This is a genomic window from Pseudomonas sp. SWRI99, from assembly GCF_014270125.1.
Classification (GTDB): Bacteria; Pseudomonadota; Gammaproteobacteria; order Pseudomonadales; family Pseudomonadaceae; genus Aquipseudomonas; species Aquipseudomonas hamedanensis.
The window spans coordinates 23,653-39,009 of the sequence record NZ_JABWQR010000037.1; the positions used below are offsets into that span (position 1 = coordinate 23,653).

Consider the following 15,357-nt stretch of genomic DNA (forward strand, 5'->3'; position numbering starts at 1 on the left):
GACAATCGACACTCATGGAGAGTGGTTCATTTATGTGTTCATTCAAGCCGAGCAAGCTCTTTTCCTACAGCGCTTTCACCTTGATCTTCAGCAGCGTTGTCTGCCAGGCGGCCACACCGACCGAGGCGCAGTGGCAGGCACTGGTCACGCAAGCCGTTACCCCAGTGATGCAACAAAACAACATTGCCGGACTGAGCGTTGCCCTCACAGTCAACGGCCAGGCGCATTACTTTAATTACGGTATCGCCGCCAGGGACAGCGGGCAAAAGGTCAGCGAAAACACCCTGTTCGAAATCGGTTCGGTGAGCAAGACCTTCACCGCGACCCTCGCCGGTTACGCTCAAGCGACCGGCAAGCTGGACCTGTCGAGCAAGGCGAGCACGCTTTGGCCGGCGCTCAAAGACACTGCATTCGACAACATCAGCGTGCTGCAACTGGGCACCTACAGCGCCGGCGGGCTACCGCTGCAATTTCCCGCCGAGGCGGATTCGGCCGACAAGATGCTCGGCTATTACCAACAGTGGCAACCGCAGTATCCGGCCGGTAGCCATCGCCAGTATTCCAACCCGAGTCTGGGCTTGTTCGGTTATCTGGCGGCGAAAAGCCTGGGCCAACCCTTCGACCAGGCGATGACGCAAACCCTGCTGCCGAAACTCGGTTTGCAGCACACCTTCCTCAGCGTGCCGCCAGCGCAATCGAAGCTCTACGCCCAAGGCTATGACAGCGCCGACCAGCCGGTACGCGTCAGCCCCGGCGCGCTGGACGCCGAAGCCTACGGCATGAAAACCAGCGCCGCCGACCTCCTGCGCTACGTCGAAGCCCAGCTGAAATCGGCCAGCCTTGCCCCCGACCTGCAAAAAGCCATCGCCCTCACCCACACCGGTTACTACCGCGTCGGCGACATGACTCAGGGCCTGGGCTGGGAGCGCTACGCCTACCCGATCAGCCTGGAGAAGTTGCTGAACGGCAACTCGACAGCCATGGCGATGCAAGCGCATAAAACCGACTGGCTGACCCCGCCCCAGCCCGAACCGGCGAACGTGCTGTTCAACAAAACCGGCTCCACCCGGGGGTTTGGCGCGTATGTCGCGTTCGTGCCGTCGCAAAAGATCGGCATCGTGATTCTCGCCAACAAGAATTATCCGAATGCCGAGCGCGTGAAGATTGCGCATACGATTTTCGGTGCACTGGTGGACTAATGGCCGGTAGATGAATTGTGGGAGCGAGCCTGCTTGCGAATGCGCTGAATCGGTCACTTCTCAGCGCTCGTAAACCGCTGCCGCGAGCAGGCTCGCTCCCCCACTGGATCTGTGCATTCCACAGAAACCTGTGGGGGCTTTGCCACACACAGGGACGTGCTTCATTCACGCCATGCGTAATCAGTCATCCGGCATTTGCGGCGGCTTGGCAGGCTTCGCCGGTTTGCTCGGCTTCGTACCCTTGGCCGGTTCTGGCTCGGTGGCGGCGGGTGCTTGTGCGGCGGCAGCGGCGGCTTCTTTCTCGGCCATCGGCATGGCGTCGATGGTCTCGAAGATCTTCTTCAGGTCCAGGGCCTTCGCTTCGTCCCCCGAAGCCGAAAGCTTGGTCTCGCCGTCCTTGCCCACCAGGAACACTTTCGGATAAGCACCGGCGCCGAGTTTCAGCGAGCGCAACAGCGCCATGGTGTCCTGCTGGCCCATGTCCTTGCCGTCGAGCTGACCGGACATGCTGAGGATGGTATAGACCTTGATATTGCGGTCGGTGACGCCCTTTTTATTGGCCGGGTCTTCCAGCGATTTCTTCAGGCTCAGCCACACCGGATCGACCGTGCTTTGGGCGATCACGATCAGCGGCCGGGCGCGCCCGACGTCCCCGGCCAAGGGGGAATCGCTGTCGGCGGCGAACAAGGGGCCGGCCATCGCCAGCAAGAATGTCAGGGTCAGGGACCTGATGAGCATGCGCATCTCCTTTTGATATCCACGCTCTACTGATTGCGCATCGTGGCGATTGTTCCGGGTGCGTCTGGCAAAAAGGCATCGCTCTGTCAGAAGCTTAGGTCAGGCCGAACATTGCGCAACATGACGGGAGCGATCGCTACGCAGATTTGATTACTGGTTATGAGCGCATTAGGGTGGCCGCTCTGCTAACGAAATGGAGTTCACCCGCATGCACATTGATTACCTGTGCGATCACCCCGAATTTATCGAAGAACTGGCCACCCTCAACTTCAAGGAGTGGGGAGAGTTTCGCCCTGGTCAAACAGTCGAGGATCGCGTCGAGCACATGCGTGAATCCTGTGGCAAAGGTTCAGTGCCCAGCGTGGTGGTGGCGCTTGAAGATTCGCGTTTGCTGGGCGGCGCACTACTGATCGAAAGCGATCTGAAGCTACGGCCGAACCTGACACCATGGCTGGCAGGCGTTTATGTGAAGGCTGAAGATCGTGGGCGCGGGGTCGCTTCGCAACTGGTCATGCGAGTGGTCGAAGAAGCGCAGAAGCTGGGCATACCTGAACTGTATCTGTACACCGACACTTCGCAGTCGCTGTACGCGCGACTGGGTTGGCAAGTAGTCGAGGAACTGATTTACGAAGATCTGCCAGTGGTGGTGATGAAATTCGTTACTGGCAAGTGACTCAAAACGCCAGCTTGTAACCGATCAACACCAGCATCGTCGCCAGGCATGGGCGCAGCACTTCATCGGAGATGCGCCCGGTGAGGTGGCTGCCGAGCCAGATGCCCGGCAGCGAGCCCAGCAGCAAGTAGCCCAACACGCCCCAATCCATATTGCCCATGCTCGCATGGCCCAGGCCAGCGACCAGGGTCAGTGGCACCGCGTGGGCGATTTCAGTGCCGACCAGACGACGGGTCGGCAGCAGCGGATAGAGGATGAACAACGCAACCGTGCCCAGTGCGCCGGCACCGATCGAGGTCAGGGCGACCATCGTGCCGAGGATCAGGCCGGTGATTACGGTCATCACGTTGAGCCGCGAACCGCTCGGGTTGTAGTTGCCACCGGCACGTTTGTGGGCGAAGTCGAGCAAGCGTTTCTTGAAGAAAATCGCCAGCGCCGTGGCGAACAAGACAAAGCCCAAGGCCTGCTTGATGATCGCGTTCATCGCCTCGGGGGCGGTGTGCAACGTGCTGAGGAACCACAGCGTCATCGCCACCGCGGGCACGCTGCCCAAGGTCAGCCAACCGGTGATGGCCCAATCGATGTTCTGGTTTTTCCTGTGAACGAGGACGCCACTGGATTTGGTAATGGCGGCGTACAGCAGGTCAGTGCCCACCGCCGTCGCCGGGTTGATGCCGAACCACAGCAGGATCGGCGTCATCAACGAACCACCGCCGACACCGGTCATGCCGACAATAAAACCCACCACCAGCCCGGCAACCACCAGACCGAAATTGACCAAATCCATTAAGACGTCCAGAAAACGACAGGAAAAATCTGGCCCGCAGCATAGCGATTTTTCTTATAACTACATATATCGATGCGGTCTATGGTTATGCATTATCGAAAATCACCGCCGTTCTCTTTGTAGGAGTGAGCCTGCTCGCGATAGCGGTGTATCAGACAAATGCCATGTGACTGCCACACCGCTATCGCGAGCAGGCTCACTCCTACAGAGATCAAGGGGTGGTTTCGAAAGTTAATGCACCCGCCGTCCCGGTTTGAAGCTGTGAGTGCGATTGACCCACACCGTGGCCAGCGCAATCAGCGACAGGATCAACAGCACCCACGGAAATGACATCGCCCCGGCGCGATCCAGCAGCAAACCGCCAAACAGCCCGCCGCCGGCAATCGCCACGTTCCACGAAGTGGTCAGCATCGCCTGGACCACGTCGACATGTTCTCCGGCTGAATCCGCCGCCGAGGTCAGCAGCAGCGTAGCCGAACCGCCGAACGACAAGCCCCACACCGCCATGCAAGCGTAAATGAGCCACGGCGACGGCACTGCCAGTGCAAGGACCAGCGCGGTCAACGCAAACACGGCGAGGCTGATCAGCGTCAGCCCGCGCAACCAGCGATCCACCAGCAGGCCGATGATCCAGATCCCTACCAGCGAGCACAGGCCGAACACCAGCAGCACCAGATCCACCCGGTCGGCCAGCCCGGCTTCGGCCAGAAACGGTGCGATGTAGGTGTAGAGAATGTTGTGCCCAAGCATCCACGCCAGCACCACGAACAGCACCGGACGCACACCGGGCAGGCGTAACGATTCGAGCAACGGCAAGCGCTCGCCACTGGCCTGTCCCGGACGATCCGGCACTGCGATGACAATCCACGCCGCCAGCACCAGCGCCAGCGCCGACATGATCCCGAACGAAGCGCGCCAGCCGATCCATTGGCCCAGCCACGTCCCCGCCGGGGTGCCGAGCGACAAGGCGACCGGGGTGCCGAGCATGGCAATCGCCAGTGCCCGGCCCTGCTGATGCACTGGGACGATCCCGCGCGCATAGCCCGCCATGATTCCCCAGGACAACCCCGCCGCCATGCCGGCGAGAAAGCGTGAAGCCAGTGTCAGTCCGTAATGGCTGGAGAACGTGGTGATGGTGTTGAACAGCAGAAATCCGCCTACGGTCATCAACAGCACCCGTCGCCGCGGCCAGGCGCGGGTGGCCACGGTCAATGGAATCGCCGCAACTATCGAACCCAACGCGTACAGCGTCACCAGTTGCCCGGCGAACACTTCGCTGACCTTCAACCCGGCGCCAATCTGCGGCAGCAGCCCGGCGGGCAGGGTTTCGGTGAGGATGGCGATGAAACCGGTCATGGCGAACGCGAGCAGCGCGGCGTAGGGCAATCTGTCGGTGCGGGCGGTGTGATCGACGCGGCTGAAATCGGCGCTTGCGGGGTCGGTCATGACGGGGGCAGCTCCTTTTGGATCAATTGGAGCGAAGGATTGTATACAAATATCCAGTTCGCGATGCGATCTCTGTAGGAGTGAGCCTGCTCGCGATAGCGGTCTTTCAGATGTTGATGAGTTAAAAGATCCTCCGCTATCGCGAGCAGGCTCACTCCTACAATGGATCTCTGCAAAATTCACAATCCAGTGAAAGCTCACTGAACCGGCAGAAAATTCAAAAACAACAGACTCTGCGCGTAATTCAGACCGATGCGCCGATAGCGCTCATCGAGCATTTGTGTCAGCAAGTCCAGGCGTGCCACCACCTTGCCGAACTCGGTGGCGAAGCTGAGGTTGCTGCCCTCCTCTGAGATTTCATTGGAAAACAGCAGCGGCTGGCCGTCCTGGTTCTGTCGCTGGGACAGAATCCACGTCGCTTTCTCGATGTTGCGCGCAGCGTTGTGCACGAACGTCGGATTAATCGCGTCCGTCATGTAGAACTCGGTGCGATTGCCGTGGGCGGTGACCAGCATGCTGCCGATGGCATAGATGAAAGCGCCGACCCGATCACCGAGAAACTCCGGACTCATCGCGTAGTTCAGCGCGGCCAGATCCTTCCTGCCGCCCAGTACCGGCAGTGGCTGTTGCTGTTCGATGGCCAGGCGTACCTGTTTCACCGCGGCATGAATGTTGAGGAACCCGGACTTGCGCAGCTCTTGCGGGTTGCGCAGGTACAGCTTGCCCATCAGACGATAGAGGCTGTTGAGGTTGTCGCGCATCGCCAGCGTTGCCATGCGATCGACGCTGGTCTGCAGAAACTCCTGCGGCTTGCCGTCACGCATCTGATTGATGAAGCCGTTGCCGTTCTGATGGCTACAGCCGCTCAGCACCAGCAAAAACAAACCGGCCAGCAACAGGCACGCTCGGCGCAAACAAGCAGTGATCAGGGTAAAAGCACTCGGCATGAATTCTCGGGCAGGTACGTTCCTGTGCGGCGGGAGTCACCGCATCCTGGCCATGGATAGAGCCGCCGATTGCGAAAAAGTGCAGTGCTGGCGCGGTTTGCCGACCTTTGGCGTCTTGCTCGACACCAATTAGTCCGACTTTATATTTGCGATGGTGGGTAAATCGGCTATAAATCTTCTGCTATAGATTCAATAGCCTGACTAATTGCAAATTCTCAAAACAACAACAAAAAGGAAGGTCTACCATGCTTCAATCCCGTCACCTGCTTTCCGGCCTTGGACTGTCACTGATGATCGCTTCCCTTTCCGCCAACGCAGCGGGCCTGACCGCCGAACACAAAGCCTTCGGTAAAACCAATGATGGCACGCCCGTCGAGCAATACATCCTGCGCAACAGCCACGGCATGCAAGCCACCGTGATTACTTACGGCGCGACCCTGCAAGCGCTGAAAGTCGCCGACAAGCACGGCAAGTTTGACGACGTCGTGCTTGGTTTCGACGATGTGCAGGGCTACCAGAAAGGCACGGCGTACTTTGGCGCGACCATCGGGCGCTTCGGCAATCGCCTCGCCGACGGCGCCTTCGAACTCGACGGCAAGCGCTATCAGGTGCCGCAGAATGACAAGTCCAACGCGTTGCACGGCGGCCCTCAGGGTTTCGACAAAAAGGTCTGGAAGGCCAAGGAAACCAAGGATAAGGATTCGGTCGGCGTGACCCTGACCTATCTGTCGGCGGACGGCGAAATGGGCTTCCCCGGCAACCTCAGCACCGAAGTGACCTATCGCCTGACCGAGAACAACGAACTGCGCATCGACTACAAAGCCAGCACCGATAAGCCCACGGTGCTGAACCTGACCAACCACAGCTACTTCAACCTCGCCGGCGCCGGCAATGGCGACATTCTCAAACAAGTCGCCAGGCTCAATGCCAGCCATTACACACCGGTGACGGCCAAACTGATCCCGACCGGAGAACTCGCGCCCGTCGCGGGCACGCCGATGGACTTCACCAAAGCGACCGCGATCGGTACGCACATCAAGGCTGATCATCCGCAGCTGAAATTTGCCGAGCCGAAACAGGGCGGCTTCGACTTCAACTGGGCGCTGGACACCAAAGGCGATATCAGTAAAGTCGCCACCGAAGTCAGCGATCCGCAATCGGGACGAACCCTGCAGTTGTTCACCACCGAGCCGGGGGTGCAGTTCTATACCAGTAACTTTCTCGACGGTACGGTCAAGGGCAAGGGCGGCAAGGTCTATCCGCACTGGGGCGCGTTTACCCTGGAGACTCAGCACTATCCCGACTCGCCAAACCAGCCGGGCTTCCCGAGCACACGACTGGATCCGGGGCAGACCTACACCCACAGCGTGATTCTGAAATTCTTCGCAAAATAACCCGCATCACCCCACCTTGTGGCAAGGGAGCTTGCTTGTGGCGAGGGAGCTTGCTCCCGCTGGACTGCGCAGCAGGCCCCTGTGGTAAGGGAGCTTGCTCCCACTGGACTGCGTTCTCCAGTTGCAATGAAAAGCAGGGCCGCTTCGCGCCCCAGCGGGAGCAAGCTCCCTCGCCACAGTAGGAGCAAGCTCCCTCACCACAGCAAGCCGACATTCACCCACCCTTGGTCTATCCTGCTGCCCACCAAAGGTAACGAGATTTTCGTAAAGGAGGTTTGAATGCGTACCCTTGAATTGGCTGGCGTGCAGGTACCCGTGATTGGCCAGGGCACCTGGCGCATGGGTGAGGATCGCTCGGCGCACAAGCGTGAAGTCAGCGCGCTGCGCAGCGGCATCGAACTGGGCATGACCCTGATCGACACTGCGGAAATGTACGCCGAGGGCGGCGCCGAAACGGTGGTCGGCGAAGCCATCAGCGGGCTGCGCGATCAGGTGTTTCTGGTCAGCAAAGTCTACCCGCACAACGCCAGCCGCAAAGGCATCCCCCTGGCCTGCGAGCGCAGTCTGCGCCGGCTCGACACCGATTACATCGATCTCTATCTGCTGCACTGGCGCGGCCAGTATCCCCTGGAAGAAACCGTTGAAGCCTTCGAACGCCTGCGCGAGGACGGCAAGATCGGCCGTTGGGGCGTGTCGAACTTCGATGTCGATGACCTTGAAGAACTCTCCAGCCCGGCCTGCGCCACCAATCAGGTGCTCTACAACCTGGAAGCGCGCGGCATTGAGTTCGACCTGCTGCCGTGGTCCCGGCAACAGCGCATGCCGCTGATGGCCTACTGTCCGATCGGCCAGGGCGGTGCAATGCTCGCCGAGCCGGTGCTCAAACACATCGCAGCGCACCACAAGGTGACGCCGGCCCAGGTTGCACTGGCGTGGATTCTGCGTCAGGACAGAGTGATCGCAATCCCCAAGGCCGTCCATCCGGAGCACGTGCAGCTCAATGCGCAAGCGGCGCAACTGCAACTGGAGGCTGGCGATCTGGCTGCGCTGGATCAGGTTTTTCCAGCGCCGCAACGCAAGCAGCGCCTGGCGATGGTCTGAGGGCAAGCGCGCCTCAAAACAGGCCCATTTGCCCGCCGATCAGGGTTGAAAAGTCGTCATCGACAAACGGCAGAATCGCATCCGCCACCGGTTGCAGTTGCCGGGTGATGTAGTGGTCGTAATCGATGGCGGCGCGGCGTGCTTCCAGCGGCTCCGGGCCGGCCAACGTGATGACGTAGCTGATCCAGCCGCCGTTCTGGTACTGCCGGGGCCGGCCGTGCTGCGCGTTGTAGTCGTCGGCCAGCCGCGCTGCGCGCACGTGCGGCGGGACGTTGCGCTCGTAATCGTCGAGGGTGCGGCGCAGGCGCTTGCGGTAGATCAATCGATCATCGAACTCCCCGGCCAGGGTCTTGCGCACATAGTCGCGCACGTAATCCTGATACGGCTTGCGCTGGAAAATCCGCTCGTACAACTCCTGCTGAAATTGCCGGGCCAGCAGCGACCAGTCGGTGCGCACGGTTTCCAGACCTTTGTAGATCATTTCCTCGCGGCCATCGGCGCGGGTGACAAGGCCGGCGTAACGCTTCTTGCTGCCCTCCTCCGCGCCGCGAATGGTCGGCATCAAAAAGCGTTTGTAGTGGATCTCGAACTGCAGTTCCAGCGCGCTTTCCAGGCCGTAGGTTTCGCGCACATGCTCGCGCCACCACTCGTTGACCTGGTTGACCAGCGCATGACCGATCTGCGCCGCCTCCTCCTGACCATGGGCGCGACGTAGCCAGACGAATGTGGAGTCGGTATCGCCATAGATCACCGCATGGCCCTGCGCTTCGATCAAGTGGCGGGTGCGCAGCATGATTTCGTGGCCGCGAAGAGTGATCGATGAGGCCAGGCGCGTATCGAAAAACCGGCAACCGCTGGAGCCAAGCACGCCGTAGAAGGCGTTCATGATGATCTTCAGCGCTTGCGACAACGGCGCGTTGTGCTCACGTTTGGCAGTCTCGCGCCCCTCAGCCACTCGCGACACAATCGACGGCAGGCAATGGCGGGTGCGCGAAAAGCGTGCACCACGAAAGCCCGGTACCGAATCGGCATCGTCCGGGTGCTGCAAGCCTTCGATCAGCCCCACCGGATCAATCAGGAACGTACGGATGATCGACGGATAAAGGCTCTTGTAGTCGAGCACCAGCACCGATTCATACAGGCCCGGTTGCGAATCCATGACGAACCCGCCGGGGCTGGCCTGAGGCGGATGGGTGCCGAGGTTCGGCGCGACGAAGCCCTGACGGTGCATCAGCGGCATGTACAAATGCGTGAACGCGGCCACCGAGCCACCGCTGCGATCCGCCGGCAGACCGGTGACACTGGCACGTTCGAGGAGAAACGTCAGCAGCTCGGTCTTGGCGAAGATCCGCGTGACCAGTTCGCAGTCCTTGAGGTTGTATTTGGCCAGCGCCGGTTTGTCCTCGGCGAACATGCGATTGATCTCGTCCATGCGCTGATACGGGTTGTCGATGGCCTTGCCCTCGCCAAGCAACGTCTGCGCGACGTTTTCCAGGCTGAACGAGGGGAAGCTCCAGGTCGCCGAACGCAGCGACTCGATACCGTCGATGATCAGCCGCCCCGCGGCGGAAGCGAAATAGTGATTGCGGCTGCCGTGCTCGCGCCACTGCATTTCTTCACCGCCGCGACCGATTTTCAGCGGCACGCCGAGGCGCCGCGCGTGTTCGTGGAGAATGCGCAAGTCAAACTGCACAACGTTCCAGCCGATGATCGCGTCGGGGTCGTGGCGGGCAAACCACTCGTTGAGTTTCTTCAGGATAAGAGTGCGCGAATCGCAATATTCGAGATCGAAATCAACAATGCTGTCATCGCCGTTCGGCGCGCCGAGCATGTATACCTGACGTTCGCCACAACCTTCCAGTGCGATGGAATACAGCTCGCCGGTCTCGGTGGTTTCGATATCGAGCGAGACCAGGCGCAGTTTCGGTCGATAATCGGGGTCGGGCTTGAGGTGGGCGTTGATCAGCACGCCGTCGGCGTCCGGCGTACCGCTGAACCGCACGGGTGCGGTAATGAAGCGCTCCATCAGATAGCGCTCCGGCGGGCGCACATCGGCCTCGAAGACATCGACCCCGACGCGGTTCAGCGCGGTTTCCAGGCGCATCAACTGACCGTGCTGCTGGCAATACAGACCGAGCACCGGACGATGCTCGAAATCCAGCAAAGCCAACGGCCGCAGTTCGACGTTCTTTTCGTCGTGCAGCAGACGTTCGACCGCTTCACGCTGTTCGGCGGGGATGAACGCCACCGAAGGCTGGTGCGGCAAGCGCACACGGCGCGGCCCGGCGTCGGTCGCCAGCCAGAATTCGACTTCGGTGCCGGCCGGCGTATCACGCCAGTGCCGGGTCAGGACGAAGCCCTGCGGTAAATCCACCACTGCAACCTCGGGAACTGAATCAGACCGGCATTCTACGCGGCATTACCGGTTATGCCCTCATCCACTGTGGCGAGGGAGCTTGCTCCCGCCCGGCTGCGAAGCAGTCGTAAAAAACGGCCCACGCAGCGCGCCAGACTGACGAGCCCGAAATCAGCGGGAGCAAGCTCCCTCGCCACAGGGATATTTAGCGAAAATGGCGTTTTTTGCGTGTTATCTGCCGCTTTGCGGCCTTGCCCTGCCGCGCAGGGTCTACGATGCTTGATTAACAACGACAACACCTGAGTAACCGCCATGAAGACCGTCGCCCAACTGCTCAAGCTCAAAGACCAGAAAAATCAGGAAGTGCACCAGATCAAACCCGATCACATGGTGCTCGAAGCGCTGATGAAAATGGCCGAGAAAAACGTCGGCGCCCTGCTGGTGGTGGAAGACGACAATGTGGTCGGCATCATCAGCGAGCGCGATTACGCACGCAAACTGGTGCTGCACGGGCGCTCTTCGGTCGGTACACCCGTGCGCGACATCATGGTCAAGGATGTGATCACGGTGGACACCAAACAAACCGTCGACACCTGCCTGGGCATCATGTCCGACCGCCGCCTGCGCCACTTGCCGGTGGTTGAGGACGGCAAACTGATCGGCTTGCTGTCGATCGGCGACCTGGTCAAGGAAGCCATTGCCGAACAGGCCGAGCTGATCAAACAGCTGGAGCAGTACATTCGCGGGGAATAATCGACCAGACACCACAGCCCCCTTGTAGGAGTGAGCCTGCTCGCGATAGCGGTCTGTCAGCTAGAAATACAGTTGGCTGACAGACCGCTATCGCGAGCAGGCTCACTCCTACAGGGGGTGCTTTGTCAGCCTTGAGACGGCCAATGCCGCTCAAACACCGGCGCCAGCACCGGGTGGCGGTCAATCCTCTGCAACCACGCATAAAACCCCGGCCGGGTCTGGCGCAAGTGTTCACGACTGCCAGCCCAACGGCTCACCACTGCCGCCAGCACATCCAGCGCGCCCGGCGTTTCATCGTCCAGGTACAGCTCGCCGGAAAACTGGTCGGCAAACACCTCCCAACTGAAGTGCAGACGCTGACGCGTGCCGGCGATCAAGTTCTGCCGTGCGCTCTCGTCCGCCGTCATCAGCCAACGCTCGGGGTAGTCGATGATGCCGATGGCCGCGTAGCAATTGCTGACGATATACGCGAGGCCGCGAATCGCCTGATCGCGATCAGGCGCCTTGGCCGGCAGCAGACCGGACTTGGGAAACGTCAGGCCCAGATGAATCAGGATCGCCGCGCTCTCGGTCAGGGCACTGCCGTCGGGCAGTTGCAAAGTCGGGATCTGTTTCAGCGGATTGAGTTTGCCCAGCGCCTCGGCGGCCTCCGCGCTGGCTTCGGTGTCGATGAAACGATAGGCAATCTGGCACAACTCCAAGGCTGCCTCGATGGCAGCTGCGCCGGAATTTTTATGCCCGTAGAGCTGGTACATGTCCGTTCCCCCTAAAAGGCCATGGCAACAGGGTAGATGGCTGGCCGGCCTGATGTAGAAAATTCTGCCGATGTATCGCGTTTGGCACGTTTTTCCCATGCACTGCCGACTTGCGAATTCAATCCTCGCAAAACAGCGCTGGCGGTGCCCATCCCGCACCAAGAGCATTCATCGAACGCTATCCGCGTTCTTGTAAGGTGCGATACCGAGCCAAAAGTTCGTGTATCCGAGCTGGCAACAAGGAGTTCACCGCGTGAATCTTCAAACGCTGCGCCGCCCAATCGACACCACTCATATTCATCACCAGGCTCGAGTTCATCTGAACATCATCGGACTGGCGCACTTCTCCTTTATTACCTGAACCCATACGCACACCGAATGTGCTTGGCGATCAATATTCGCCGAGCGCAGCGTGCTATTTAGTTTTTAAATATGACTTTGCATTAACAACCTGAAAGCGGATTGTCGAACAATAAGTTTCGAAGTTTAAAAGTTGCACCAAAAATGAACCCGCCACTGTGACGCAGTTCGCTGTTGGCATTCAACTCACTCAAACAAAAACAAGGAACATGCCCTGTGAGCCACTAATACATTGACCCGCACCAAATCGATCCGCCGCGCACCATCGCGCGCTAAGCCTGATCGCAGAGCAGGCGCTCTATCCCGCTGATTTGCGCGATACAGCGCTCACCCTGTCTCGCACTCGAAAAAGCCCTCTTGCGAGGACTGAAGGCCCCGTGTGCGCTACAGGCAAGCCATACTCAGCGGGGAACTTATATAAATGCGACATCGGTAACCCGAAGATAATTAGCCTTACGCAGCTCTGCAAGTTTTGGCACATCCGTTGCAAAGTGTAACAGGCGAGAGACATACAGAACGTCTCTAACAACAGCCAGGGAAAGGGTAATGAACAATCAGAATAGCTGGCGCTGAGCCAGTAAGTTTGTCCGAGCCTGCATAAACAGATAGTCAAACTATCGGCTCGCGCACACCTTGAAGAAAGTTGCACCCAAACACTCGAACATTCGCCATATGTTCGGACGGCACTTTATTGCCCTTCATCTGACCCGAGGGAGCTTTAATGAACGATGCGGTAAAGCACAAAACCCTGCCGGGACCGTTGCGGGAAGCGCCGATCCCGCCGCCAACGGGCAGGCCGGCGTTTACAGCCAACACTTCACGACCCGGCGGGTTGAACAAACCACAGATGGTGCTGCTGATTGCCGTGTCGGCGCTGATACACGGCGGCGCGTGGTGGTTCTTTCATCAGGCGCGGCCGGAGCCGCTGCCTACGCCGCCCGAGATTCCGGAAATGACCGTCGAGCTGACCAGCCCGACGCCTCCGGCACCGCCGACACCGGAACCACCACCGCCGCCCCCGCCTCCACCGCCGCCGGAACCCGAGCAGCCGGTGGAGGACGAGGACGCGGTCAAGCCGCCACCTAAACCGGTGGAAAAACCCAAGCCGATCGAGAAACCGAAACCGGTCGAGAAGCCAAAACCAGTGAAAAAAGTCGAGCCGCCGAAAGCGCCACCCGCCCCGGCACAACCGGCCGCCCCTGCTGCGCCGAGCACACCGAGTGCACCGCCGGCGCCGGCTGCTGCGCCCGGTCCGGTCAAGGAATCGGCAGCGATTTCCGGCCTCGCCAGCCTCGGCAACCCGCCGCCGGAATACCCGTCGCTGGCGCTGCGACGTAACTGGGAAGGCAGCGTGGTGCTGCGCATTCAAGTGCTGGCCAACGGGCGTGCCGGTGCGGTGACGGTGACCAAGTCCAGCGGCAAGCCGCAACTGGATGAGGCGGCCGTCGCGGCGGTGAAGAACTGGAAGTTCATTCCGGCCAAGCGCGGCGACACGCCGATCGACGGCTTCGCCACCCAGACCATCGATTTCAAATTGCCGCAATGACGGCGCAACCGACTCATTACTGATTAAAGCAAGCGAGGTGTAGCCATGAACGATTCACTGTCTTCGATGATTGTCCCCGGTGTGCTCTGGGGCCTGGTGCTGTTTTCTGTGGTCAGTTGGGCGATTCTGCTGGTCAAGTCGGCCCAGTACCTGCGCCAGAAAGCGCAGAACAAGCAGTTCACCAAAGCCTTCTGGAGTGCCCCCGACCTGCTCACCGCCGCCGAACACGCCAGCCAGTATCCCGGCTCGCTGGCGCGCATCGCCAGCAGCGGGTTCGAAGCCTTGCTGGTCGAAGATTCGCCGCGCACCACCCAGCAACTGGCACACACCATCAACCGCTCCGACAGGCTGGAACGCAACCTGCGCCAGCAGATCCAGAAGGAGCGCCGTTCGCTGGAAAACGGCCAGGCGATCCTCGCCAGTATCGGCAGCACCGCGCCGTTCATTGGTCTGTTCGGCACCGTGTGGGGAATCATGGAAGCCCTGCAAAGCATCGGCGAAACCGGCTCGGCCAGCCTTGAAGCAGTCGCCGGCCCCATCGGCCACGCGCTGATCGCTACAGGCGTGGGCATTGCCGTCGCGGTGCCGGCGGTGCTGATTTACAACTTCTTCCTGCGCCGGCTGAAACTCGCCTCGGCCGACATGGATGACTTCGCCCACGACTTCGACGCCCTCGCCTCGCGCAGTGCGTTTTCCATCAGCCGCCAGGCCATCGCCAGCAAAAGCACCAACGCCGTGCGGGAGGCCAGCTGATGTCGTTCTCCACTCAAGACAGCGATGAAGTGCTCAGCGAAATGAACGTCACGCCGCTGGTCGATGTGATGCTCGTGCTGCTGGTGGTGTTCATCGTCACCGCGCCGCTGATGACCAACGCGATCAAGGTCAATCTGCCAAAAACTGATGCCGTCGCACCCGCCGAGAAGAAAGACCCGGTGGTGGTCAGCGTTGATCAGGACGGCAAGTTCTATCTGGCCAAGACCGAACTGGCACCGGAATCCCTCGAGGCCAGCCTCAGGGAGGTCAAGGCCAAAGACGCCGAGGTGCGCGTGCAGTTGCAGGCCGACGCCGCCGTCAATTACGGCCAGGTGGCCAAGGCCATGGCGTCCATCGAACGCTCGGGCATCAGCAAGATTTCGGTGATGACCACCCACTGAGTGCGGTGCCGGGCGGCTGTTGAAAGCAGCCACCCGGCACCGCTGAAAAGAATCCCGTCGCACCCGGCCGACCGAAAAAACGCCACGCGTCTTCGGAGGGGATCGGCTTGCTTGAAGAAAGTGGTTTTCCGCACGCGGTATCACCGGA

At 60.2% G+C, this 15,357-nt stretch carries 14 protein-coding genes; 8 read left to right on the forward strand and 6 right to left on the reverse strand.

Annotated features, from left to right (window positions below; all coding sequences use genetic code 11):
- Positions 1-32 precede the first annotated feature (32 nt).
- The gene (gene ampC / locus HU743_RS24265; RefSeq protein ID WP_186651677.1) at positions 33-1,199 is read left to right on the forward strand and encodes a class C beta-lactamase; all 1,167 of its coding nucleotides are present in this window, start codon (positions 33-35) and stop codon (positions 1,197-1,199) included.
- A 180-nt stretch (positions 1,200-1,379) separates the two neighbouring features.
- Here ampC and HU743_RS24270 read toward each other — a convergent pair whose 3' ends face one another.
- Positions 1,380-1,937: a DUF4174 domain-containing protein gene (locus HU743_RS24270; protein ID WP_186651679.1), complete on the reverse strand. Its 558-nt coding sequence runs from the start codon at positions 1,935-1,937 to the stop codon at positions 1,380-1,382.
- A gap of 208 nt (positions 1,938-2,145) precedes the next feature.
- Between HU743_RS24270 and HU743_RS24275 the strand changes: the two genes are divergently transcribed.
- Positions 2,146-2,610 (forward strand): GNAT family N-acetyltransferase, encoded by a 465-nt coding sequence (locus HU743_RS24275; protein WP_186651680.1) that lies wholly within the window; start codon positions 2,146-2,148, stop codon positions 2,608-2,610.
- 1 nt (position 2,611) lies between these two features.
- Here the strand turns inward: HU743_RS24275 and HU743_RS24280 are convergent, their stop codons facing one another.
- The 3 genes from HU743_RS24280 to HU743_RS24290 all read right to left on the reverse strand — a co-directional run bounded on the left by HU743_RS24280 (position 2,612) and on the right by HU743_RS24290 (position 5,790).
- A complete protein-coding gene (locus tag HU743_RS24280) occupies positions 2,612-3,397 on the reverse strand; it encodes a sulfite exporter TauE/SafE family protein (protein WP_186651682.1) in 786 nt (261 codons plus the stop codon).
- Positions 3,398-3,628: 231 nt separating this feature from the next.
- Positions 3,629-4,843 (reverse strand): MFS transporter, encoded by a 1,215-nt coding sequence (locus tag HU743_RS24285; protein WP_186651684.1) that lies wholly within the window; start codon positions 4,841-4,843, stop codon positions 3,629-3,631.
- 197 nt (positions 4,844-5,040) lie between these two features.
- The gene (locus HU743_RS24290) at positions 5,041-5,790 is read right to left on the reverse strand and encodes a hypothetical protein (RefSeq protein ID WP_186551795.1); all 750 of its coding nucleotides are present in this window, start codon (positions 5,788-5,790) and stop codon (positions 5,041-5,043) included.
- A gap of 245 nt (positions 5,791-6,035) precedes the next feature.
- Here HU743_RS24290 and HU743_RS24295 point away from each other — a divergent pair, with 245 nt between their 5' ends.
- Positions 6,036-7,184, forward strand: a complete 1,149-nt coding sequence (locus HU743_RS24295; RefSeq protein WP_186651686.1) for an aldose epimerase family protein — start codon at positions 6,036-6,038, stop codon at positions 7,182-7,184.
- A gap of 279 nt (positions 7,185-7,463) precedes the next feature.
- Positions 7,464-8,285 carry an aldo/keto reductase gene (locus HU743_RS24300; RefSeq protein ID WP_186651688.1) on the forward strand — a complete coding sequence of 274 codons (822 nt, stop codon included), beginning with the start codon at positions 7,464-7,466 and terminating at the stop codon, positions 8,283-8,285.
- A 13-nt stretch (positions 8,286-8,298) separates the two neighbouring features.
- On the opposite strand, the gene HU743_RS24305 is transcribed toward HU743_RS24300, so the two are convergent.
- Positions 8,299-10,659, reverse strand: coding sequence for a DNA polymerase II (locus HU743_RS24305; protein WP_186651690.1), 2,361 nt, complete (start codon positions 10,657-10,659; stop codon positions 8,299-8,301).
- Between the two features lie 294 nt (positions 10,660-10,953).
- Here HU743_RS24305 and HU743_RS24310 point away from each other — a divergent pair, with 294 nt between their 5' ends.
- Complete coding sequence (locus HU743_RS24310; RefSeq protein WP_186551790.1) at positions 10,954-11,394, forward strand: CBS domain-containing protein; 441 nt, start codon at positions 10,954-10,956, stop codon at positions 11,392-11,394.
- A 125-nt stretch (positions 11,395-11,519) separates the two neighbouring features.
- Here HU743_RS24310 and HU743_RS24315 read toward each other — a convergent pair whose 3' ends face one another.
- Positions 11,520-12,149 (reverse strand): glutathione S-transferase N-terminal domain-containing protein, encoded by a 630-nt coding sequence (locus tag HU743_RS24315; protein ID WP_186634019.1) that lies wholly within the window; start codon positions 12,147-12,149, stop codon positions 11,520-11,522.
- A gap of 1,081 nt (positions 12,150-13,230) precedes the next feature.
- Between HU743_RS24315 and HU743_RS24320 the strand changes: the two genes are divergently transcribed.
- Genes HU743_RS24320 through HU743_RS24330 form a run of 3 tightly spaced genes read left to right on the forward strand, consistent with a single transcriptional unit; the run spans position 13,231 to position 15,209 of the window.
- Complete coding sequence (locus HU743_RS24320) at positions 13,231-14,055, forward strand: energy transducer TonB (protein WP_186651692.1); 825 nt, start codon at positions 13,231-13,233, stop codon at positions 14,053-14,055.
- Positions 14,056-14,100: 45 nt separating this feature from the next.
- A complete protein-coding gene (locus HU743_RS24325; RefSeq protein WP_122703670.1) occupies positions 14,101-14,808 on the forward strand; it encodes a MotA/TolQ/ExbB proton channel family protein in 708 nt (235 codons plus the stop codon).
- A complete protein-coding gene (locus tag HU743_RS24330; RefSeq protein ID WP_186551787.1) occupies positions 14,808-15,209 on the forward strand; it encodes a biopolymer transporter ExbD in 402 nt (133 codons plus the stop codon). Before HU743_RS24325 ends, HU743_RS24330 begins: the two co-directional genes overlap by 1 nt.
- Positions 15,210-15,357: the final 148 nt, after the last annotated feature.

Excerpts from the sequence above, each read along its gene's own strand:
- ampC (WP_186651677.1), top strand. The coding sequence starts at position 33 with ATGTGTTCATTCAAGCCGAGCAAGCTCTTTTCCTACAGCGCTTTCACC.
- HU743_RS24270 (WP_186651679.1), bottom strand. The coding sequence starts at position 1,937 with ATGCTCATCAGGTCCCTGACCCTGACATTCTTGCTGGCGATGGCCGGC.
- HU743_RS24275 (WP_186651680.1), top strand. The coding sequence starts at position 2,146 with ATGCACATTGATTACCTGTGCGATCACCCCGAATTTATCGAAGAACTG.
- HU743_RS24280 (WP_186651682.1), bottom strand. The coding sequence starts at position 3,397 with ATGGATTTGGTCAATTTCGGTCTGGTGGTTGCCGGGCTGGTGGTGGGT.
- HU743_RS24285 (WP_186651684.1), bottom strand. The coding sequence starts at position 4,843 with ATGACCGACCCCGCAAGCGCCGATTTCAGCCGCGTCGATCACACCGCC.
- HU743_RS24290 (WP_186551795.1), bottom strand. The coding sequence starts at position 5,790 with ATGCCGAGTGCTTTTACCCTGATCACTGCTTGTTTGCGCCGAGCGTGC.
- HU743_RS24295 (WP_186651686.1), top strand. The coding sequence starts at position 6,036 with ATGCTTCAATCCCGTCACCTGCTTTCCGGCCTTGGACTGTCACTGATG.
- HU743_RS24300 (WP_186651688.1), top strand. The coding sequence starts at position 7,464 with ATGCGTACCCTTGAATTGGCTGGCGTGCAGGTACCCGTGATTGGCCAG.
- HU743_RS24310 (WP_186551790.1), top strand. The coding sequence starts at position 10,954 with ATGAAGACCGTCGCCCAACTGCTCAAGCTCAAAGACCAGAAAAATCAG.
- HU743_RS24315 (WP_186634019.1), bottom strand. The coding sequence starts at position 12,149 with ATGTACCAGCTCTACGGGCATAAAAATTCCGGCGCAGCTGCCATCGAG.
- HU743_RS24320 (WP_186651692.1), top strand. The coding sequence starts at position 13,231 with ATGAACGATGCGGTAAAGCACAAAACCCTGCCGGGACCGTTGCGGGAA.
- HU743_RS24325 (WP_122703670.1), top strand. The coding sequence starts at position 14,101 with ATGAACGATTCACTGTCTTCGATGATTGTCCCCGGTGTGCTCTGGGGC.
- HU743_RS24330 (WP_186551787.1), top strand. The coding sequence starts at position 14,808 with ATGTCGTTCTCCACTCAAGACAGCGATGAAGTGCTCAGCGAAATGAAC.